Genomic DNA, 20,802 nt, shown 5'->3' on the forward strand with positions numbered 1-20,802 from the left:
GCCCTCTTGCACACAAGGCGTTCCCGTCCGATCTAGAACGGACCATGACTGATCTGCACGACACACTCCTGACGCTTGATTCCCATATCGATATTCCCTGGCCGGACCGGCAGGACGCCTGGGCAGAAGAAACACCCAGACAGGTGAATGTCCCCAAGACTCGCAAGGGTGGCCTGCGGGCCGTGTGTCTGGCCGCGTATATTCCACAGGGCCCCCGTGACGAAGCAGGACATGCTGAAGGCTGGGAGAGGGTTCAGGGCATGCTTGACGTGATTGCCGGACTTGAAGGACGGCAAGGCGATCAGGGCGCACGTGTCTGCCGCACAGCTGCGGATGTGCGGGCCGCCTACAAGGCAGGTGAGCTCGCCGTCATTCCGGCGATCGAGAACGGGCACGGTCTGGGTGGGCGCCCGGAACGTATTGCTGAACTCGCACGTCGGTATGGCGTGCGCTACATGACCTTGACCCATAACGGGCATAATGCGCTCGCGGATGCGGCCATTCCGCGCAAGGATCTTGCCGATAACGAGACGCTTCATGGCGGACTGTCGGATCTGGGACGTGAGACGATCGCGAAGATGAACCGCTCAGGTGTTCTGGTCGATGTGTCGCATGCTGCGAAGTCGACCATGATGCAGGCCACCGAAGTCTCGATCACGCCGGTTTTCGCCAGCCATTCCTGTGCCCGCGCCCTGTGCGATCATCCGCGCAATCTGGATGACGAGCAGCTTGACCGCCTGAAAGAGACGGGCGGGCTGATCCAGGTGACGGCCATGGGATCGTTCCTGAAAAAAGGCGGGGGCGGCACTGTCGAGGATCTGGTGCGACATGTCTCGTACATCGCGGATCGGATCGGGGTAGAGCATGTGGGCATTTCGTCCGATTTCGATGGCGGGGGCGGTATTCCGGGCTGGAAGGACGCAACCGAGACCGCGAACGTGACCCAGGCCCTCCAGGCGGCTGGATTCAGCGACACGGATATTTCTTCCATCTGGGGTGGTAACATGCTGCGTCTTCTGGAGACGGCCGAACGGGCTGCAGAGAAGGTCTGAGAGCGGGTCTTCACACGCTTTCGTGGTCGCCCGATAGAACAGAACATGATCATGGGCGGCGAAAAGGGAGCCAGTTCGTCCACCATGATCGGAACAGGTGTTCTTCGGGAGCTTCCCGGTCCTTTCCGTCCCGCAGAACGAAGCTGACGGGAAAGATTGGAAAGCAAGATGCAAGTGTTTTCAATGACTTGCAAAACATGATTAAAAATTGGGCAATCTGATGGCAGGTCCGGCAAACCGGGGCTTTCATGATTCTGTCACGGAGCAGCCCACAGACTTTTCCACAGGTTCAGTGGATGACTGAAGAAGCTGAATGACCGACCTTCCTCCGCACAGTTCCGACCGTCCTGCCGATCAGGGTGAACCCCTTGTTCCTGCGGAAAAAAAGCAGGGCGCGGAGGCCATCCGCGAAGCCCTGAAGACTATTCCCTACAGCCCTGGCGTGTATCGCATGCTGAGCGAGAAGGGAGAGGTTTTGTATGTCGGCAAGGCGCTGAGCCTGAAGAAGCGCGTATCTTCCTATACCCGTATCAACCAGTTGCCGGAGCGACTGCGGCGTATGGTGTCGATGACAGTGTCGATGGAAATCGTCATCACACGGACAGAAGCGGACGCACTGCTTCTGGAAGCCAACTACATCAAGCGGATGAAGCCCCGCTTCAACATCCTGCTGCGCGACGACAAGAGCTATCCGTGGCTGATGCTGACCGAGAGCCATGAATTTCCCCAGATCACCAAGCAGCGTGGCAAGCCGGTCAAGGGTGCGACCTACTGGGGACCGTTCGCGAATGCCTGGGCGGTCAATCAGACGCTGAATCTGGTGCAGCGCAGCTTTCTGCTACGTTCCTGCTCGGATGCGGTCCTGAACAGCAGAACGCGCCCCTGCCTGCTGTACCAGATCAAGCGCTGCTCCGCGCCCTGTGTGGACCGGATTTCCAAAGAGGATTACGCCGAGCTGGTCAGCGAGGCGCGGCAGTTCCTGTCCGGACACAGCACGGAACTGCAGCAGCGTCTGGTGGCCGAGATGGAGCAGGCCTCACAGGAAATGAACTACGAGCGGGCCGCGTCGATCCGGGACAGGATTCGGGGTTTTGCCAGTATTCAGGGCTCGAGCACAATCAACCCGACCTCGATCAACGACGCAGACATCATGACCATCTGGCAGGAAGCCGGTCAGAGCTGCATCCAGGTCTTCTTCATCCGTGGCAGCCGCAATAATGGCAACCGGGCCTTCTATCCGGCTCACGCGGAAGAAGAGACCGCAGCGGACGTGCTGTCGGCATTCATGATCCAGTTCTATGACAACAAGCCACCGCCACCTGCCATTCTCGTGAACTGCGAACTGCCGGAACTGAAGCTCGTCGAGGAAGCACTCAGCATCCGCCGGGGGCAGAAAGTCGAGATTTTGAGACCACAACGAGGCGAGAAGAAAGACGTTGTCGAGCATGCGGCGCTGAATGCGCGTGAGGCGCTGGAGCGGAAGCTGGCAGAGAATACCGGGCAGCGCAAACTGCTCGAAGGTGTGGCGGAAGTCTTTGGCCTGCCGAAAATCCCCCAGCGGATCGAGACCTATGATAACTCGCACATCATGGGGCAGGCGCCTTATGGCGTGATGGTCGTGGGAGGCCCGGAAGGGTTCAACAAGCGCGCCTATCGCAAATACGCCATCAAGGGACCTGTCACGCCAGGCGATGATTTCGGCATGATGCGGGAGGTCATGGAGCGGCGTTTCGGACACCGTCCTGAAAATGGAGAGCGACCGGAAGACTGGCCGGATCTGTTGCTGATTGATGGCGGCCTCGGGCAATTTAACGCAGTACGGGCCGTTCTGGCTGATCTGGGCGTGACAGGAATCCCGATCGTCGCCATCGCCAAGGGGCCGGATCGTGATGCAGGGCGGGAGTGGTTCTTCACGGAAACGAAACCGCCGTTCCAGCTCCCACCGCGGGATCCGGTTCTGTATTATCTGCAGCGGCTGCGTGACGAGGCGCACAGATTCGCCATCACGACCCATCGGGCAGGACGCTCCAAGGGACTGCGCAGTTCGGAGCTGGATCACGTTCCGGGAATCGGAGCGGCGCGGAAAAAAGCCCTGCTCAACCACTTCGGCTCGGCAAAATCCGTCAGGCAGGCGAGCCTTGAGGAACTTGAGAACGCACCGGGGATCAGCTCGAGTACGGCAAGCGCCATCTACGGGCATTTTCATCCGGAATGGGTCCAGAAGACATCGGCCGATAATCGCAGCCATTAAGCCACACGTCGGAATTTACACGAAAAATACATCTTTTACAGGCAGATTGGCGCATACCGGAGAGACGGAAACTGTTCTAGACTGACTGCGATGCTGACAGATCTGCCAAACATCCTGACACTGCTACGTATCGCGTCCATTCCTGTACTGGTCGTGCTGCTCTCCGTGCATTCGCCAACCGCAAACGTGATTGCGTGCGCGGTCTACACTGCCGCGTGCATCACGGACTATCTGGACGGGGCGCTCGCACGCCGCTGGCACCAGCTTTCGGAGCTGGGCCGGATGATGGATCCGATTGCGGACAAGCTGCTGGTGGGGTCGCTCCTACTGGCTCTGGCGGGGCTGACACACCTCCCGGTTTTCTCACTTTATGCCGGGATCATCATCATGGTCCGGGAAATCCTGGTCAGTGGCCTTCGGGAGTACATGGCGTCGCAGCGGGAAACGCTCCCTTCCACCCGCCTGGCGAAATGGAAAACCGGAATCCAGATGGTGGCGATCGGGTTTCTGATCGGTGGGGACGGGGCGGCCGGAATGCTGGGTCTCTCCTTCCTTCCCGCCAGCCTGATCGGCGGAATTCTCCTCTGGTTCTCGGTCATTCCGACCGTCATCAGCGGCTGGGGTTATCTGACTGCCGGACTCGCCCGCATCATGGCGGGACAATCCCGCAAGTCATCCAAGATCAGCTTCTGATACCAGTCTCTGGTAGAATTATGGGTGTCTTTGACTGTCTTCATCTGGCGCTCCGTTACAAGGACCGCTAAAGGTCATTTATTGACCTTGTGGGAGTAAGAAATGCGGAAGGCCGCTCTGCTGGCACTACCTCTCGCTCTGAGCGGCTGTTCAGGCATGGGCAAGTATATCCGTGACACCATGGTGTGGACGGCGCTCGATAATCCCAATGGTCCACACGGAGACAGTGAGAATATTCACCGCGCACGTGGCGAAAAATACGCTGAAACACCGATTTTTCCTGAGGGTGGCAATATCTGGCCTGGGGCTCCACAACCCCTTCCGACCCTCAAGGACGTCGAAAACCCCAACAGCACGTTCAGTCACGCCCTCGGCGACCCCGCAACCTATTTCGGTGGCGCAGCACTCGACGAAAATTTCATGGGAGGCATTGGCAGCAAGGGCGCTCTGGGCGCTTCCGGCCAGCAGCTCATGCAGGGGCAGAGCATGTCAGTCGGCGAAAGCACCGATACCCATCAGGGCGTGAGCCGGGACCGCAGCCATATCATTCCGACACTGCCATCCTCGGTCCCCGATAGCGCCACCCGTTTCCTGAACAAAAACCCAAGCAAGACCATCGTCATTCCGAATGGTGACGGCACGAGCACGCTGATTGCGCCGGATGGCAGCGTGAAAGTCGTACGCGGCACACCCGCTGCGCCGCAATAACAGAATTTCTGACGGCTCCTGAAGCCGTCAGCAGTCACACCGGTTTTCAGTACTGCCGGAAAAGCGCGACCAGACGGCCCTGGATGTGGACGCGCTCCGCCGGGAAGATGCGGGTTTCGTAGTCCCTGTTGGCAGCTTCCAGCGCAATCATCGATCCGCGACGACGCAGCTTCTTGAGCGTCACTTCCTGCTCGTCGATCAGGGCGACGATGATCTGCCCATTTTCCGCAGTCTCGCGTCGCCGGATGATGGCGATATCGCCATCCAGAATGCCCGCTTCGATCATCGAATCACCCGCAACCGTCAGGGCATAATGCTCGCCGGTGCCCAGAAGCGAGACCGGCACGTCAATCCTGTCGCTATCATCCTGCATGGCCTCGATCGGAAGACCGGCTGCAATGCGTCCATAGAGTGGGATGCTGACAGTCTGGCGGTCATTGGCGACGCTGTCTTCTGAGAACGCCCCCTGAAGGCCCGTCTGCCCCTGGTTGAGAACGGCGGGGACGAACGCTGTACCCGTGCCAGTAGCGACCGGTGCCTCGGTTCCCATGTGTGGCAAGCGCAGCACTTCGAGCGCACGGGCACGATGATGGTGACGACGCAGAAAGCCGCGTTCTTCCAGAGCAGAAATCAGCCGATGAATGCCAGACTTTGAGCGAAGCTCAAGAGCATCCTTCATTTCATCGAAAGAAGGAGAATATCCCGTCCGGCGAAGATGGTCGTCGATATATAGCAAAAGCTGGTGCTGCTTGCGGGTCAGCATACAGGCGCTCCCATGCGCCTCGGCGGAGGCAGGTCGGAAAACAAGGTGCAGAATGAAAGCCATCCCGCATTTGTTCCTTATAGGTTCCTGTCTGTTGCCTCACAAGCGAAAGAGAGAGGCTCACGCAGTGGTCTGATAAGATTCCGTCGGGCTGAAAGTCTCTGAAAGCGCAGGAAAACCCCGAAATTGTGCGTCAGGGCCTTGACCTGCGGGCCACAAATCAGCATGGTGCGCCCAATCTAAAGATCAACATGCTGCATCGACACCTTCGAGCGGCATCAGTATGGCGAAAGCCCGAGGGTATCATGGGAAAGAGCAACGTTATTCAGATCCGGCTCGTTTCGTCAGCCGAAACCGGCTACTTCTACGTCACGAAGAAGAATGCCCGTTCCGCTACGGGAAAGATGGAAGTGCGCAAGTACGACCCGGTTGCACGCAAGCACGTCGTGTTCCGCGAAGCCAAGATCAAGTAAGACTGTTTCGACAGTCTTTATGAAAAAAGCGGCCTTCGGGCCGCTTTTTTTGTATCTGCAGGACTGGATTTCCTGGCGGCTGCTCAGAACAGTTTGTCGTGAGGGCCGTAGGGGACAACCAGATCACCGCTGCGCGTCAGGTTCATCGTGGCGCGGGCACGCTCGTCCAGCATATCGGCATCCAGCGCCTTTTCCTTGAGCGCAACGACACGCCGACGCCAGACATTCTGTTCGTCGTCGGCATCCTGCCTGGCCTGAAGGGCATCCTTCTGAAGCTGCGTCTGTTCCTGATAGGCGTGAATACCGTGAGCGCCGTGAAGGGCGTTCCATCCGAAATAGGCCGTCAGGGACAGAAAGAAAGCTGGGGGAGCGACGGCGCGGACACCACGCTTGATGAGCCGGATCAGTGTCACGTCGTGAAAACTCCGTTCTGAGGGACTGTCTCAGTTTATATCAGTCAATCGTGACCAGACAATGAATGATGTGGAGATGTTTCAGGTCCGGACCTGAAAAAAAGGCCCCATTCCCGAAGGAGATGAGGCCGTTGTGGAATCTTAGGAGTTCTTGAGAATGCTACGGCCGGCATAACGGGCCGCGCTGCCGAGCTGCTGCTCGATACGGATGAGCTGATTGTACTTCGCCGTGCGGTCAGAGCGGGAGAGGGAACCCGTCTTGATCTGCCCACAGTTCGTGGCGACGGCGAGGTCGGCAATCACGGAATCTTCCGTCTCACCCGAACGATGGCTCATGACGCAGGCATAACCAGCCTTGTGCGCGGTTTCGACAGCTTCGAGCGTCTCCGTCAGCGTGCCGATCTGATTGACCTTTACGAGCAGGGCATTACCCGTGCCGGCCTTGATGCCGCGGCGCAGACGCTCGGGGTTGGTCACGAACAGGTCGTCGCCAACAAGCTGGAGCTTCTTGCCCAGACGGGTCGTAAGCTCCGCCCAGCCTTCCCAGTCATCCTCGGCCAGACCGTCCTCGATGGAGACGATCGGGTAGCGGCTGGCCAGATCCTCGAGATAGGAAATCATGCTTGAAGCATCGAATTCCTTGCCTTCACCCTTCAGGTTGTAGCGGCCGTCCGCATAGAACTCTGTGGCAGCACAGTCGAGCGCGAAGGTCACATCCTCACCAAGCTTGTAGCCCGCAGATTCAACGGATTTTGCAATAAAACCAAGAGCTTCGTCAGCAGACTTCAGATTCGGTGCGAAGCCGCCTTCATCGCCGACATTGGTGTTATAGCCCGCTTCAGACAGACCCTTCTTCAGGCGCGCAAAGATTTCCGACCCCATGCGGATCGCGTCGGCAATTGTCGGAGCACCGACCGGCTGGATCATGAATTCCTGGATGTCGATCGGATTGTCGGCATGCTCGCCGCCATTGACGATGTTCATCATCGGCACAGGCAAGAGATGGGCATAGGCACCACCGACATAGCGGTACAACGGCAGTTCCAGTTCCTCGGCCGTGGCCTTTGCGACGGCCAGAGAGACGCCGAGGATGGCATTTGCACCCAGACGGGATTTGTTAGGGGTCCCGTCCAGATCGATCATCGCGTTGTCGATGGCGATCTGATCTTCCGATTCGGCGCCCTGGAGAACTTCGAGGATGTCGTTTTCAACGTGACTGCAGGCCTTCAGGACGCCCTTGCCGCCGTAGCGGGACTTGTCACCATCGCGCAGCTCCACGGCTTCATGGGCGCCTGTAGAGGCACCGGACGGGACAGCAGCGCGGCCGCGGGCACCTGAGGACAGCTCGACCTCGACCTCAACGGTGGGATTGCCGCGGCTGTCCAGGATTTCGCGGGAGGTGATATCAACGATGGCGCTCAATGGAAGCTCTCCTGGAGATGCGTGAACCGATATGCATGAACCGGGGGTGGCTCGTGACCGTTCGGAATGGAACAGCTATTTCAAGTCTCAAAATCACGCCCTGAGGTCAACGACGACATGCGCCTTCCTTTTCCCGTTTTCGTGCTCGGCATTGCCGGACTGATCCCCTTCATGACACTTGGCGGGTGGATCTTCCTGGCCGGACTGTTCACACCCCTACCGCATCTGAAGATCATTCTGCTGGCGTACGGGGCCTGCATCCTGTCGTTTCTGGGAGCCGTACACTGGGGACTGGCCATGGAACGGCCAGACATCATCACTGTCGGCGGGACGTCGCAGCGGGACCGTCAGCGTCTTGTTCTGGGCGTCTGCCCTGCGCTGTGGGCATGGCTGTCGCTATGCGTTGGTGTGCTTGGGCATGTCCGCGCCGGTTTTGGACTGGAAATTATCGGCTTTGTCGGGACGTTCCTTGTGGAACGGGAAGCCTGGAGAAAAGGCGCTCTTCCTCCAGGCTATCTGCCGCTTCGCACAGGGCTGACGGCTATTGCGGTGCTGAGTCTGTTTCTGGCGGCTCTGGCGCCGTCCGGCACCTAGGCCAGAAAAGACTTCGCGAGGGCGTCGAAGGCTTTCAGGCGCGTCAGAAGACCACGCATTTCACTAAGCGGCACCATAGTCGGACCATCGCTCGGCGCGTGGTCCGGGTCCTGATGCGTTTCGATGAAAACGGCAGCCACACCGATGGACAGAGCAGCGCGGGCCAGAGGCTCGACGAACTCGCGCTGACCGCCGGTGGAAGCCCCAAGGCCGCCCGGCTGCTGGACCGAGTGGGTGGCGTCGAACACGACGGGGTAGCCCGTCTGCGCCATGATCGGCAGTCCACGCATGTCGCTTACAAGCGTGTTGTAACCGAAGCTCGTACCACGGTCGCAGAGCATGATGCGCTCATTGCCCGTGGATGCGATCTTGGCTGCGACATTTGCCATGTCCCACGGTGCGAGGAACTGGCCCTTCTTGATATTAATGGCGCGACCGGTTTTGCCCGCAGCCAGCAGCAGGTCCGTCTGGCGACACAGGAAGGCCGGAATCTGAAGAACATCCACCGCCTGCGCTGAAGGCTCGCACTGCTCGGCAGTATGCACATCCGTCAGGACGGGAACGCCGAATCGCTCCCGGATGCTGGCTAGAATGTCCAGACCGGCATCCATACCCACGCCCCGGGCGGCGTTGACCGAGCTGCGGTTCGCCTTGTCGAAGCTACTTTTGTAGATCAGGCCGATTCCCAGCTCACGACACAGGCTGGAAATGGCGTCGGCCATTTCCAGTGCATGCTCGCGGGATTCGATCTGGCAGGGGCCAGCAATCAGCGTAAACGGCTGATTCTGGCCGACCGTGAGGTCTCCGATCCGGAAGCTCACTTGCTGTGAGCCTCCTTGACGGCCGCCGCGATGAATCCTGCAAACAGCGGGTGCGGGTCGAAAGGCTTGGAGAGCAGTTCCGGATGATACTGCACCGCCACGAACCAGGCGTGATCCGGATACTCAACGACTTCCGGCAGTACGCCGTCAGGGGAGAGACCGGAGAACCGCAGGCCTGTCTTCTCGAGACGGTCCTTGTAGTGAGCGTTGACTTCCCAGCGGTGGCGATGGCGCTCACGGATTTCCGTGCGGCCGTAGATCTCGGCCACACGGGAGCCCGGAACCAGCTTGGCCGGGTAGGCACCCAGACGCATTGTACCGCCCAGATCGCCACCTTCGCGGCGGCGAAGCAGCTCACTGCCGCGCGCCCATTCGGTCATCAGGCCGACCAGAGGCTCGTCCGTCGGGCCGAACTCGGTCGAGGAGGCCTTGGGCAGACCAGCCAGCGAGCGGGCACATTCGATCACGGCCATCTGCATACCGAAACAGATACCCAGGAACGGAATGTTGTGCTCACGGGCATAGCGGACGGCCTGGATCTTGCCTTCCGCACCGCGCTCACCAAATCCGCCCGGAACGAGGATGGCATCCGCATCCTTCAGGCGCTCGGCGATATTCCCGTTCTTCTCGAACTCTTCCGATTCGATCCAGTCGAGTTTCACCTTTACATGGTTGGCGATGCCACCATGCAGCAGGGCTTCGGCGAGAGACTTGTAGCTGTCGAGCAGAGCCGTGTACTTGCCGACGATGGCCACGCGGACTTCGCCTTCGGGCTCGCGAATCGCATGGACGATCTTTTCCCAGCGCGAGAGGTCCGGCTTGCTGTCATAGGGCAGGCCAAAATAGCGCAGGACTTCCTGATCCATTCCCTCGTTATGGTAAGAAATGGGGCAGGCATAGATCGTGTCCACGTCAAGCGCCGCGATAACGGCTTCCGAACGGACGTTGCAGAAATTGGCGATCTTCTGACGCTCGTTGTCCGGAATGGGACGATCCGAACGGCACAGCAGCATCTGCGGCTGGATGCCGACATTCTGCAGTTCCTTGACGGAATGCTGCGTCGGCTTCGTCTTGAGTTCGCCGGCTGCCGGAATGTAGGGCAGGAGGGTCAGGTGCACGCACATGGTCTGGGCATGGCCGAGATCATTGCGGAGCTGACGGATGGCTTCGAGGAAGGGCAGGCTCTCGATGTCGCCGACCGTACCGCCGATTTCCACAAGAACGAAATCATAGTCGTCGGTACCCGTGACCACGACGTCCTTGATGGCGTCCGTGATGTGGGGAATGACCTGCACGGTCCCGCCCAGATAGTCGCCGCGGCGTTCGCGGGCGATCACATCCGAATAGATCCGTCCCGTCGTGGTGTTGTCAGCACGTGACGCGTGTACGCCCGTGAAGCGTTCATAATGACCGAGATCGAGGTCGGTTTCGGCCCCGTCATCGGTAATGAACACCTCACCGTGCTGGTACGGACTCATGGTGCCCGGATCCACGTTGAGATAGGGGTCCAGTTTGCGCATGCGGACCTTGTATCCGCGCGCCTGGAGGAGAGCAGCGAGGGCCGCTGAAGCGATACCCTTGCCGAGAGAAGATACCACACCGCCGGTGATGAATACGAAACGCGTCATGGGCGGTCTTCATACACTGCCGACATGGGGCAGGGGAAGCGGAGAGACGCGTCTGTTGAAAAGATCCCCGTTAAAAAGTTTGAACGGGGATTTTCAGGCCCGATCAGTGAGCGGGTGCGGGAGCCGGAGCGGCGGGGGCAGCCGGAGTTGTCGTGGTCGTCTGGGTGGCGGCAGGCGGCTCGGCCAGGATGTCGTGCGAGCCGACGCCGGAGGAGGCGCCGCGGTTCATGACGGCCAGCACGAGGCACAGCAGCATGAAGATGCCGGCGAGAACGGACGTGGCACGCGTCAGCAGCGTTGCGGTTCCGCGGCCGCTCATGAAAGAGCCCATGCCCTGGCCACTTCCGATGCCGAGGCCGCCGCCTTCGCTGCGCTGGATCAGGATCACCCCGATCAGCGCCAGTGTGACCAGCAGGTTGAGAGCAAGCAGAAGAGTGGTCATGAACGATAGGGTCCGGACAATGGTTGGGACGTCAGGCGGAAAGATGCCGCTTCAGCGATGCGCAGGAAGCTCTCTGCTTCCAGACTGGCACTGCCGACCAGCACCCCGCCAAGCGACCCGATGGAAAAAATGGTCGGCGCCTGAGCCGGTGTGACGGAGCCGCCATACAGGATCGGCACGCGAATGTCATCCGTCTTGAGACGGGACTGCAACAGTCCGTGCAGCAAAGAGAGGGTTCTCTCAAGCTCGTCAATCGGCGGAACAGTGCCACTCCCGATGGCCCAGACGGGCTCGTAAGCCAGGATACCGGTAAAACCGTCGGTCAGCGATCCCTCGACCTGCGTGGCCAGAACGGTGGTCATCCGGCCTTCAAGGCGCTCCTGCATCGTCTCGCCGATACAGACGATGGGGATGAGGCCCGCGGCTTCGGCGGCTTCGACCTTCTGACGAATCAGGACATCGGTTTCGCCATGGGCCTGACGACGTTCGGAATGGCCGAGGATGACGTAGCGGACACCGAGATCAGCCAGCATTTCAGCCGAGATATCCCCGGTATGGGGGCCGGAGGACGTCGTGTGACAGTCCTGCGCACCAAGACGCAGAGGCGTGGACGGTCCTTCGGCATTGATAATGCCATGCACGCTGGCGAGTTGGGTGAAGGGGGGGCACAGGACGAGCCGCACGTCATCGGGGAGGGACTGCGCGCCTTCGGCGACGGCACGGGCCAGACGGCCGGACTGCTCCCGCAATCCGTGCATCTTCCAGTTTCCAACGACAAGCCTGGGTGATGGGGGCACTCTTCCTCCTTGATGATGACGCCCTGAAGAAGGGCGGCGTTTCCGGTATGCGCTCAGTGTTTACGACCGGCTGAATGCCGCAAGGCAGCACTCGTTCCGGTCTGCTTCTGGTCAAGCCGTTCTCACGACATTATGGTGCGGCAAGTCTAGCGGGCCTTTTGTGTCCGCACCATCCCGTCATCCGGATCTGCCCTGACCCTATGATTACCACGCTCCGCCACCTCTTTGTTGACTCCTGGGCCGGCCGTGCCGCCGCGCTGCTGATCTTTCTGGCCTTTATCGGCTGGGGTGTGGGAGATGTGTATTCCAACATGGGCACGGCAAGCTCCAACGAAATCGTGCGTGTCGGCGATCGGAGCATCACGCCGGATGATTTCAGCCGCGCGCTCTCGGCGCAGCTTCCCGAAGTTGCCCGACGGATCGGGCTTGCCGACCCGTCCAAGCTCCCCAAGGGCGAAGTCGAGCAGATCGCACGGCAGACGCTTCAAAACCTTGTGATCCAGAACGAGACCCAGCTTGCCGCCACCCGCGCGGGCATGATGGTTCCCGATGATCTGGTGCGGCAGGAAGTCTTTGCCATTCCGGCGTTTCACAATGCCGCCGGACAGTTCGACCGGAGCGTTTTCAATGACCGTCTGACGCGGATCGGACTGTCCGAAGGCAAGCTGCTTCAGGCCATCCGCGAGGATATCGCTTCACGCGGCCTTCTGCAGGGCATGGGGCAGTCTGTTGTCGCACCGTCTTCCCTGACGGACCGGATGCTGTCCTTCGATGCGAGCCAGCGCGTGTTCGATCTGGTTCAGATCCCGTTTGCAAGCGGTGTCGTTGCCGCTGCACCGACGGATGACCAGCTTCACCGTTTCTATGACAACCACCCGCAGATGTTCCGCACGACGGAATACCGTCATGCGAAAATGGTCGTCATGACGCCGGACAGCGTGGCAAAGACGATCGAGGTTCCCGATGACGTCCTGCACCGTCTGTATGATTTTCAGGCCCGCACCTTCGACATGCCCGAGACGCGGACGCTTCAGGTCCTGACCTTCACCGATCAGGCAAAGGCCGATGCGGCTGCGACCGCCTGGAAGAGCGGAACGTCCTGGGATGATATCCAGAAGAAATTCCCCGAAGCTGCTGCGGTGTCCCTGCCGTCCGTACGTCAGAGCGACATTCCGAACCCCGAACTCGCCAAGGCGGCATTCGCAGCTCCTTCCAACCGCATCTCCGGGCCGGAAAAGACCGGCATGGGCTGGGTCGTCTTCAACATTACGGCCATCACCGCGCCTCACAAGACGACGTTCGAGCAGGCTAAAGATGGTCTGAAAACACAGGTCCAGAACCAGGAGGCCGGAGAAGCCCTTCAGGCCCGCCAGAAACAGTTTCAGGATGCGGTTGCCGGATCTTCGACGCTGGAGCAGATCCCGAGCGATCTCGGTGCCGTTCCCGCAGCCGGTACGCTGGATTCCAATGGCCTGACGCAGGACGGTCTGCCTGCGCCCATCCCGGGCGACGCGGCCCTGCGCCAGGCGATCATCCACCAGATCTTCACGCAGTCCAAGGATGCCCAGCCGACCGTCATCAATGGCCCGAACGGCACGGCGTTCTCCCTGCTCGTCGATGAAGTGCACCCCGGTACGCTCAAACCGTTCGACAGCGTGCGCGATCAGGTCGTGCAGGCCTGGACGACGGATCAGAAACGCCATGCCGCGGATCTGCGGGCGACCGCGCTGTTCAATGCCGCCAAGGCGGGAACGCTGCGCAAGGCTGTTGAAGGACAGGCCGAAGCCTCCGCCCTGCGTCAGGACGTTGCCGTGTCGCGGGTTCATCCGGACCAGAGCCTGCCGCAGAATGTCCTGCGCGGTGTCTTCGGCCTCAAGCCGGGAACGAGCGGCATGTTCGAATCACCGGATGCGTTCTGGCTGGTCAACGTGACGGAGGACAAGCCGGCCTCGGCAGAGGACATGAAAAGCCTGGGCAACCAGCTTTCGGACGAATATCTGCAGTCCATGCGCTCCGATATTCCGGTGGCACTGAATGCCGCCATGGAAAAGGCGGTTCCGCCCTCGCATATCAACATGGCGCTCTATAATCAGGTCGTGACCGCGGCTGCGCCTGCAGCAGGAAACGGGGCGCAGTAATGGGTATTGTCTACAGCATCGAGGCCGCCGATCTTCTCACGCCTGTCTCAGCCTTTCTCCGTCTCTCGAAACTGTCGGACGATCCGTACCGGCTGCTGTTCGAAAGTGTCGAAGGCGGTGCAGCCCGCGGGCGTTATTCCGTGATCGCGCTTCTGCCGGATCTGGTCTGGAAATGCCGGGACGGGAAGGTGACGCAGGATGGCAAGCCCGTTGACGGCGTGCCGCTCGAGACACTGAAGACCATCGTGGATGAGAGCCAGATGGAGCTTCCCGCCGGAATGCCGCCGATGATCGGCGGCGTGTTCGGCGTACTGGGTTACGACATGGTGCGCCAGATGGAGCGTCTGCCGAACGCTCCGGTGAACGATCTGGGGCTGCCGGAAGGGATCATGATCCGTCCGCGCCTCTTCGCGGTTTTCGATTCCGTGCGGGACGAGCTTACGCTGGCCGTGCCGGTGCGCGGCGAGACGACGGATGCGGAGGCGCATGCGCTTCTCGATCAGGCACGGGCCGCTCTGGCCGCCCCCCTAGGGGATGAGCGCGAGACGTTGCCGGCCGGCACGGAACTGGCGCCCCCGGTCTCGAACATGACACAGCAGCAGTTCGAGGATCACGTCCGCAAGGCGCAGGACTATATCGCTGCGGGCGATGCATTCCAGATCGTGCCGAGCCAGCGCTTTACGACACCATTCCCGCTGTCGCCGCTCTCGCTCTATCGCAGCCTGCGCCGCGTCAATCCGGCGCCGTTCCTGTTCGTGATGGAGCTTGAGGATTACGCTCTGGTCGGCTCTTCTCCGGAAATCCTCGTGCGACTGCGCAACGGCGAGGTCACGGTGCGTCCGCTGGCGGGCACACGTCCGCGCGGAGCGGACCGCGAAGAAGATCTGGCTCTGGAAAAAGAGCTTCTGGCCGACCGCAAGGAACTGGCCGAGCATCTGATGCTGATCGATCTGGGCCGAAACGATGTCGGGCGCGTCTCACAGCTTGGGACCGTCGAGGTTCCGGAGAAGTTCGTCGTCGAGCGCTATAGCCACGTCATGCATATTTCCTCGACCGTGACCGGCCGTATCAAGGACGGCAAAACGGCGATGGATGCACTTGTCGCAGCTTTCCCGGCCGGGACCCTGACGGGCGCCCCCAAGATCCGCGCCATGGAAATCATTGACGAGCTCGAACCGACGCGGCGCGGGCCCTATTCGGGTTGCGTCGGGTATTTCGGGGCAGACGGGGAAATGGACACCTGCATCGGGCTGCGCATGGCCGTTCTCAAGGATGGGAACATGTATGTGCAGGCGGGCTGCGGCGTCGTGGCAGACAGCGATCCGAACGCCGAGTTCCGCGAGACGCAGGCGAAGGCCCGTGCGCTGTTCCGGGCGGCGGAAATCGCCGTAGCAACTGCCGTGAAAGCCTGACGGAGCCTTGAAGCGCGATGTATTTGACGAAAACAGACACGGGCGTCATTCTGTTGCCATGATCCTTCTCATCGACAATTACGACAGCTTCACATTCAACATCGTCCACCATCTGGGCGCGCTTGGAGTTGAGTGTGATGTGCGGCGCAATGATGCGCTGAGTGTCGACGAGGCTCTGGCGCTCAAGCCGTCTGCCATCGTGATCTCCCCGGGCCCGGGCGCCCCGGCCGAAGCCGGCATCTGCTGTGATCTGATCCGTGCTGCTGCAGGAAAGGTGCCGGTATTCGGTGTGTGTCTTGGCCATCAGGCAATCGGGCAGGTCTTCGGGGCAGACGTCGTGCGCGCACCTGTGCCGATGCATGGCAAGATCAGCGCGGTGCATCATGACGGGACAGGCGTCTTTGCCGGACTGCCTGATCCAGTGGATGTGGTGCGCTATCACAGCCTGACGCTGGCACCGGACAGCATTCCCGAAATGCTCATGGTCAATGCCCGCACGGAAGACGGGGTCATCATGGGCGTGCGTCACCGCGATTATCCCGTGCATGGCGTCCAGTTCCATCCCGAAAGCATCGCATCTGTTGCAGGACGCGAATTGCTGGCCAATTTCCTGAAAATTGCCGGTATTTCGACCCTTACCTCACAGGCCGCATGACTGTGAGCGCGGATTTTACGTCCCTTCTGCACAAGGCGGCCCTGGGACGGCACCTCGACAGTCATGAGGCGGAAACAGCTTTTCACGCCATCATGGTCGGCGAGGTCGATCCCGTTCAGCTTGCCGCTTTCCTGACCGCGCTGAAACTGCGTGGTGAAACCTTTGCCGAACTGACCGGAGCCGTTCAGGCAGTCCGTCATCACATGACGGTTCTGCCGGATGTGCCAGCCGGGGCGATTGATGTGTGCGGAACAGGCGGCGACGGCCTGAAGACACTGAATGTCTCCACAGCCGTCGCCTTCGTACTGGCGGGACTTGGTGTTCCCGTAGCCAAGCATGGCAACCGCGCACTCTCATCTGCTACGGGTGCGACGGATGTTCTCGAAGTTCTGGGCATTCCGCCGACCGATGATCTGGCTCTGCAGGGCCGTCGGCTGCGCGAAGACGGACTGGTCTTTCTGGCAGCCCCCCAGCATCATCCTGCGATGCGGCATGCGGCGCCTGTTCGCAAGGCACTGGGTTTCCGTACCCTGTTCAATCTGCTCGGGCCGCTATGCAACCCCGCTCAGGTCCGCCATCAGCTGATCGGCGTGTTTGACGGGCGCTGGTGCGAGCCGGTGGCGCGGGCGCTTGGCGCACTCGGCAGTCTGTCGGTCTGGGTCGTGCATGGCTCGACCGAAGAAGGGGGAAGCGACGAGCTTACGCTTGCTGGCCCCTCCCAGGTTTCGGCCTGGCAGGACGACACCCTTTTTTCATTCGGGATCGAACCGGACATGGCCGGACTGGCTGCCGCCCCGATTTCAGCCATCCGGGGCGGAGACGCGCAGACCAATGCGGCCGCGTTGCTTGCCCTGCTGGATGGCGCGGGTGGCGCCTACCGGGATACGGTTCTTCTCAACGCCGCTGCGGCCCTGCATGTGGCAGGGCGCGGCGATATCGTGAAGGCCGGAGCAATTGACGTTCCGGCTTTCCGTCGCAATGTAGGAATGGCGGCAGATTCCATTGATCGGGGTCTTGCCCGTGCCGCGCTCGAGGCTGCGCGCATGTCAGCTCATTCCATTGCCCCCAAAGACGCAGGACGATCATGACATTCATGTACCATCGACCGGCGATGACATATTCGCCTGAGGGAACGGAACAGTTCCCGGACCCGGAAATTCCGGAAACGACGACCCCACCCATCAAGGATCCCGAAGCGGAAACGGCGGCTGACCGCAGCGACGTTCTGGCCCGGATCTGCGCCCGCACCCGCGTGGACATCGAGCAGCGCTCACAGATCATGTCCCTCAAGGAGATCACGGCACGCGCCCGGGAAGTCACGGTCCCGACACGCGGCTTCGGTCAGGCACTCCAGCATCTCACAGCTGATCGTCAGGTCGGACTGATTGCCGAGATCAAGAAGGCGTCTCCATCAGCCGGTATCCTGCGTCCCGACTACAATCCGGTCGAGATCGCGCAGGAATACCAGGCTGCCGGCGCCACCTGCCTTTCGGTTCTGACGGAAGGCTCGTGCTTTCACGGCAGCACGGACGATATCCGGGCCGTGCGTGAGACATGCAGTTTGCCGATCCTGCGCAAGGACTTCATTCTGGACCCCTGGCAGGTTCATGAGAGCCGCCTGATCGGGGCAGACTGCATCCTGCTGATCATGGCGATCCTGACGGAAACACAGGCTGCCGAACTGATCGCGATTGCACGCGGACTGGACATGGACGTCCTTCTGGAAGTCCATGACGAGGCCGAACTGAACCGGGCCCTGGCCTTGGATACGTTCCTGATCGGGATCAACAACCGTAACCTGCGGACACTGAAGACCGACATCCAGACGACGATCGACCTTGCGCCGCTTGTGCCGCCTGATCGTCTGGTTGTCTCCGAAAGCGGCATCCGGACGCAGGACGACATGATGAAGGTCGGAGCGGTAGGAGCAAGCGCGGTTCTGGTGGGCGAGAGCCTGCTGCGTGAGCCTGACCCCGGCGTGGCCGCACGCCGTCTGCTCGGTTTCGTATGATCCCAGACCGCCCTTCGGGGCGGTCTGATCCGTTTTTCCACAGCACATCCAGCAGGCCGGGACTTCCGCGAAAGCGGGGGCGTGGTCTGGCTTTTGGCGGGTTGTACCGCTAAGAGCATGCAGGATTTTGTGCATTTCCATCAGGAGACCGTCATGGACGAGACACCGTCCGCTTCAGGCCGGAGCAACGGTCCGGCCCTTTCGCCGGAGACCATGAAGCGCGCTTACAGAGACATGCTTCTTGTCCGGCGCTTTGAGGAAAAGGCTGGCCAGCTTTACGGCATGGGTCTGATCGGCGGCTTCTGCCATCTCTATATCGGGCAGGAAGCCGTTGTGGTCGGGATCGGGCTCAACATGAAGCAGGGCGACAAGTCCATCACGTCCTATCGCGACCATGGGCAGATGCTCGTCGCGGGCATGACGCCGCGTGGTGTCATGGCGGAACTGACGGGCCGCTCCGGCGGATATTCGCACGGCAAGGGCGGTTCCATGCACATGTTCTCCCGTGAAAAGGAGTTCTATGGCGGCCATGGTATCGTCGGCGCACAGGTGGCACTCGGCACGGGGCTGGCGTTCGCAAACAAGTATCGCGGTACGGACGAGGTCTCGATCGTGTATTTTGGCGAGGGCGCGTCGGCTCAGGGACAGGTCTATGAGAGCTTCAATCTCGCTGCCCTGCACAAGCTGCCCTGCATCTATGTGATCGAGAACAACCGCTATGGCATGGGCACGTCCATCGAGCGCGCTTCGGCCTCCAAGGATCTGTCACGCAATGGCGAGCCTTGGGGCATTGCCAGCCGCAAGGTGGACGGCATGGATATTTTTGCCGTCCACGAAGCAGCGCAGGAAGCCATGGAATACTGCCGCTCGGGCAAGGGGCCGTTCCTGCTTGAGATGGAAACCTATCGCTATCGCGGGCACTCCATGTCGGATCCCGCAAAGTATCGCCAGCGTGCGGAAGTCGAGGAGATGCGTCGCACGCGCGATCCGATCGAGATGCTGAAGGCCGAAATGCTGCGCAGCGGCATTGAGGAGAGTGTCTTCAAGGACATTGAGACGGACGTGAAGGCCATCGTGGCGGACGCGACCGAATTTGCGCAGACAAGCCCGGAGCCGGATGTGTCCGAACTCTGGACCGACATTCTGGTGGAGGCCTGATCCATGGCATCTCTGATTCTGATGCCGGCTCTCTCGCCGACCATGACCGAAGGTACGCTGGCCCGCTGGGTCAGGAAGGCCGGTGACACCGTTGCGGCCGGTGACGTGATTGCCGAGATCGAAACCGACAAGGCGACGATGGAAGTCGAAGCCGTGGACGAGGGCGTGATCGGCAAGACGCTGGTGGACGAAGGCACGCAGAACATCGCGGTCAACACACCGATCGCCGTGCTTCTGGCGGAAGGCGAGGACGCCTCTGCGGCCGATAACGTCGTGCGCTCTTCCGATCCGGCAGTCGGTGCGCCTGTCGCCATCGAAACACCGTCCGATCCGGCCATCACCGAAGCGCCGGCAGTGGCGCAGGCCGAAGATGATCGCGACTGGGGCGAGACCAGCGAGATCACCGTGCGTCAGGCGCTGCGTGATGCCATGGCGGCTGAGCTGCGTCGTGACGAGGACGTGTTCCTGATCGGTGAGGAAGTGGCGCAGTATCAAGGCGCCTACAAGATCAGCCAGGGTCTGCTGGAAGAGTTTGGCGAAAAGCGCGTCATTGATACGCCGATCACCGAACATGGCTTTACCGGCATGGCCGTGGGGGCGGCCCTGACGGGTCTGAAGCCGATCGTAGAGTTCATGACCATGAACTTCTCGCTTCAGGCCATTGATCATATTATTAATTCCGCTGCCAAGACGCTGTATATGTCCGGCGGCCAGATGGGTTGTTCCATCGTGTTCCGCGGACCGAACGGTGCGGCCGCCCGCGTGGGTGCCCAGCATTCGCAGTGTTTCGCGAGCTGGTATGCCCATATTCCGGGCCTGAAGGTCGTTGCTCCCTGGTCGGCCGCGGACGCGAAGGGGCTGCTGCGCGCGGCCATCCGTGATCCGAACCCGGTCATCGTGCTGGAAAACGAGATCCTGTACGGTCAGAAATTCCCGTGCCCGGTGGATGAGGATTTCATCCTGCCGATCGGTCGCGCGAAGATCGAGCGGGAAGGGACGGATGTGACGCTGGTGGCGTTCTCCATCATGGTCGGCGTGGCGCTGGAAGCTGCGGCGATCCTGGCGGATGAAGGCATCTCGGCCGAAGTCATCAATCTGCGCTCGATCCGGCCGCTGGATACCGAGACGATCGTGCGCAGCGTGAAGAAGACGAACCGGATTGTCTCCGTCGAGGAAGGCTGGCCGGTAGCGGGTATTGGTGCGGAAATCTGCACCGTGGCCGTCGAACAGGCCTTTGACTGGCTCGATGCTCCGCCGGCACGTGTCTGCGGGCTCGACCTGCCGATGCCCTATGCGGCCAATCTCGAAAAACTGGCGCTTCCGAAACCCGAATGGGTTGTGGATGCCGTTCGCAAGCAGCTGCGGGACTGA

20 protein-coding genes are annotated in these 20,802 nt (G+C 60.7%); 13 read left to right on the top strand and 7 right to left on the bottom strand.

Annotated features, from left to right (window positions below; genetic code table 11):
- Positions 1-44 precede the first annotated feature (44 nt).
- The 4 genes from KP701_RS08905 (at position 45) to KP701_RS08920 (ending at position 4,704) form a co-directional block, all read left to right on the top strand.
- Complete coding sequence (locus KP701_RS08905; RefSeq protein WP_215746871.1) at positions 45-1,052, top strand: dipeptidase; 1,008 nt, start codon at positions 45-47, stop codon at positions 1,050-1,052.
- Positions 1,053-1,365: 313 nt separating this feature from the next.
- On the top strand, positions 1,366-3,303 hold the full coding sequence (uvrC, locus tag KP701_RS08910; RefSeq protein WP_215746872.1) for an excinuclease ABC subunit UvrC: 1,938 nt from the start codon (positions 1,366-1,368) through the stop codon (positions 3,301-3,303).
- Positions 3,304-3,393: 90 nt separating this feature from the next.
- Positions 3,394-3,996, top strand: a complete 603-nt coding sequence (gene pgsA / locus KP701_RS08915; protein ID WP_024716896.1) for a CDP-diacylglycerol--glycerol-3-phosphate 3-phosphatidyltransferase — start codon at positions 3,394-3,396, stop codon at positions 3,994-3,996.
- A 102-nt stretch (positions 3,997-4,098) separates the two neighbouring features.
- Positions 4,099-4,704 (top strand): hypothetical protein, encoded by a 606-nt coding sequence (locus tag KP701_RS08920; protein ID WP_215746873.1) that lies wholly within the window; start codon positions 4,099-4,101, stop codon positions 4,702-4,704.
- Positions 4,705-4,750: 46 nt separating this feature from the next.
- Here KP701_RS08920 and lexA read toward each other — a convergent pair whose 3' ends face one another.
- Positions 4,751-5,467 (bottom strand): transcriptional repressor LexA, encoded by a 717-nt coding sequence (gene lexA / locus KP701_RS08925; RefSeq protein ID WP_215746914.1) that lies wholly within the window; start codon positions 5,465-5,467, stop codon positions 4,751-4,753.
- A 305-nt stretch (positions 5,468-5,772) separates the two neighbouring features.
- On the opposite strand from lexA, the gene rpmG reads away from it, so the two are divergent.
- Positions 5,773-5,940, top strand: coding sequence for a 50S ribosomal protein L33 (gene rpmG, locus KP701_RS08930; RefSeq protein ID WP_011253780.1), 168 nt, complete (start codon positions 5,773-5,775; stop codon positions 5,938-5,940).
- Positions 5,941-6,023: 83 nt separating this feature from the next.
- Here rpmG and KP701_RS08935 read toward each other — a convergent pair whose 3' ends face one another.
- Together KP701_RS08935 and eno are read right to left on the bottom strand one after the other, a co-directional pair.
- Entirely contained in the window at positions 6,024-6,353 is a 330-nt protein-coding gene (locus tag KP701_RS08935) for a septum formation initiator family protein (protein WP_099286734.1), read from the bottom strand.
- Between the two features lie 141 nt (positions 6,354-6,494).
- Complete coding sequence (gene eno, locus KP701_RS08940; protein WP_215746874.1) at positions 6,495-7,775, bottom strand: phosphopyruvate hydratase; 1,281 nt, start codon at positions 7,773-7,775, stop codon at positions 6,495-6,497.
- 117 nt (positions 7,776-7,892) lie between these two features.
- On the opposite strand from eno, the gene KP701_RS08945 reads away from it, so the two are divergent.
- Positions 7,893-8,369 (top strand): DUF3429 domain-containing protein, encoded by a 477-nt coding sequence (locus KP701_RS08945; RefSeq protein WP_225198052.1) that lies wholly within the window; start codon positions 7,893-7,895, stop codon positions 8,367-8,369.
- On the opposite strand, the gene kdsA is transcribed toward KP701_RS08945, so the two are convergent.
- From kdsA to tpiA, 4 genes are all read right to left on the bottom strand, one after another.
- A complete protein-coding gene (gene kdsA, locus KP701_RS08950; RefSeq protein WP_215746876.1) occupies positions 8,366-9,190 on the bottom strand; it encodes a 3-deoxy-8-phosphooctulonate synthase in 825 nt (274 codons plus the stop codon). The genes KP701_RS08945 and kdsA overlap by 4 nt on opposite strands.
- Positions 9,187-10,818 carry a CTP synthase gene (locus KP701_RS08955; protein WP_215746877.1) on the bottom strand — a complete coding sequence of 544 codons (1,632 nt, stop codon included), beginning with the start codon at positions 10,816-10,818 and terminating at the stop codon, positions 9,187-9,189. The genes kdsA and KP701_RS08955 overlap by 4 nt, the downstream gene beginning before the upstream one ends.
- 103 nt (positions 10,819-10,921) lie before the next feature.
- A complete protein-coding gene (gene secG, locus KP701_RS08960; protein WP_215746878.1) occupies positions 10,922-11,260 on the bottom strand; it encodes a preprotein translocase subunit SecG in 339 nt (112 codons plus the stop codon).
- Positions 11,257-12,057 carry a triose-phosphate isomerase gene (gene tpiA, locus KP701_RS08965; RefSeq protein ID WP_215746879.1) on the bottom strand — a complete coding sequence of 267 codons (801 nt, stop codon included), beginning with the start codon at positions 12,055-12,057 and terminating at the stop codon, positions 11,257-11,259. The genes secG and tpiA overlap by 4 nt, the downstream gene beginning before the upstream one ends.
- 200 nt (positions 12,058-12,257) lie before the next feature.
- Here tpiA and KP701_RS08970 point away from each other — a divergent pair, with 200 nt between their 5' ends.
- The 7 genes from KP701_RS08970 (at position 12,258) to KP701_RS09000 (ending at position 20,802) form a co-directional block, all read left to right on the top strand.
- Complete coding sequence (locus tag KP701_RS08970) at positions 12,258-14,195, top strand: peptidyl-prolyl cis-trans isomerase (protein ID WP_215746880.1); 1,938 nt, start codon at positions 12,258-12,260, stop codon at positions 14,193-14,195.
- Positions 14,195-15,607: an anthranilate synthase component I gene (trpE, locus tag KP701_RS08975; RefSeq protein WP_215746881.1), complete on the top strand. Its 1,413-nt coding sequence runs from the start codon at positions 14,195-14,197 to the stop codon at positions 15,605-15,607. Before KP701_RS08970 ends, trpE begins: the two co-directional genes overlap by 1 nt.
- A 58-nt stretch (positions 15,608-15,665) precedes the next feature.
- Positions 15,666-16,262, top strand: a complete 597-nt coding sequence (locus KP701_RS08980; RefSeq protein ID WP_215746882.1) for an aminodeoxychorismate/anthranilate synthase component II — start codon at positions 15,666-15,668, stop codon at positions 16,260-16,262.
- A complete protein-coding gene (trpD, locus tag KP701_RS08985) occupies positions 16,259-17,350 on the top strand; it encodes an anthranilate phosphoribosyltransferase (RefSeq protein WP_215746883.1) in 1,092 nt (363 codons plus the stop codon). Before KP701_RS08980 ends, trpD begins: the two co-directional genes overlap by 4 nt.
- Positions 17,347-18,273: an indole-3-glycerol phosphate synthase TrpC gene (gene trpC / locus KP701_RS08990; RefSeq protein WP_215746884.1), complete on the top strand. Its 927-nt coding sequence runs from the start codon at positions 17,347-17,349 to the stop codon at positions 18,271-18,273. The genes trpD and trpC overlap by 4 nt, the downstream gene beginning before the upstream one ends.
- Positions 18,274-18,426: 153 nt before the next feature.
- A complete protein-coding gene (pdhA, locus tag KP701_RS08995) occupies positions 18,427-19,431 on the top strand; it encodes a pyruvate dehydrogenase (acetyl-transferring) E1 component subunit alpha (RefSeq protein WP_215746885.1) in 1,005 nt (334 codons plus the stop codon).
- A 3-nt stretch (positions 19,432-19,434) separates the two neighbouring features.
- A complete protein-coding gene (locus KP701_RS09000; protein ID WP_215746886.1) occupies positions 19,435-20,802 on the top strand; it encodes a pyruvate dehydrogenase complex E1 component subunit beta in 1,368 nt (455 codons plus the stop codon).

Source organism: Gluconobacter sp. P1C6_b, from assembly GCF_018811945.1.
Taxonomy (GTDB): domain Bacteria; phylum Pseudomonadota; class Alphaproteobacteria; order Acetobacterales; family Acetobacteraceae; genus Gluconobacter.

Coding starts and splice junctions, on each gene's coding strand:
- KP701_RS08905 (WP_215746871.1), top strand. CDS start 45: ATGACTGATCTGCACGACACACTCCTGACGCTTGATTCCCATATCGAT.
- uvrC (WP_215746872.1), top strand. CDS start 1,366: ATGACCGACCTTCCTCCGCACAGTTCCGACCGTCCTGCCGATCAGGGT.
- pgsA (WP_024716896.1), top strand. CDS start 3,394: ATGCTGACAGATCTGCCAAACATCCTGACACTGCTACGTATCGCGTCC.
- KP701_RS08920 (WP_215746873.1), top strand. CDS start 4,099: ATGCGGAAGGCCGCTCTGCTGGCACTACCTCTCGCTCTGAGCGGCTGT.
- lexA (WP_215746914.1), bottom strand. CDS start 5,467: ATGCTGACCCGCAAGCAGCACCAGCTTTTGCTATATATCGACGACCAT.
- rpmG (WP_011253780.1), top strand. CDS start 5,773: ATGGGAAAGAGCAACGTTATTCAGATCCGGCTCGTTTCGTCAGCCGAA.
- KP701_RS08945 (WP_225198052.1), top strand. CDS start 7,893: ATGCGCCTTCCTTTTCCCGTTTTCGTGCTCGGCATTGCCGGACTGATC.
- KP701_RS08955 (WP_215746877.1), bottom strand. CDS start 10,818: ATGACGCGTTTCGTATTCATCACCGGCGGTGTGGTATCTTCTCTCGGC.
- secG (WP_215746878.1), bottom strand. CDS start 11,260: ATGACCACTCTTCTGCTTGCTCTCAACCTGCTGGTCACACTGGCGCTG.
- KP701_RS08970 (WP_215746880.1), top strand. CDS start 12,258: ATGATTACCACGCTCCGCCACCTCTTTGTTGACTCCTGGGCCGGCCGT.
- trpE (WP_215746881.1), top strand. CDS start 14,195: ATGGGTATTGTCTACAGCATCGAGGCCGCCGATCTTCTCACGCCTGTC.
- KP701_RS08980 (WP_215746882.1), top strand. CDS start 15,666: ATGATCCTTCTCATCGACAATTACGACAGCTTCACATTCAACATCGTC.
- trpD (WP_215746883.1), top strand. CDS start 16,259: ATGACTGTGAGCGCGGATTTTACGTCCCTTCTGCACAAGGCGGCCCTG.
- trpC (WP_215746884.1), top strand. CDS start 17,347: ATGACATTCATGTACCATCGACCGGCGATGACATATTCGCCTGAGGGA.
- pdhA (WP_215746885.1), top strand. CDS start 18,427: ATGGACGAGACACCGTCCGCTTCAGGCCGGAGCAACGGTCCGGCCCTT.
- KP701_RS09000 (WP_215746886.1), top strand. CDS start 19,435: ATGGCATCTCTGATTCTGATGCCGGCTCTCTCGCCGACCATGACCGAA.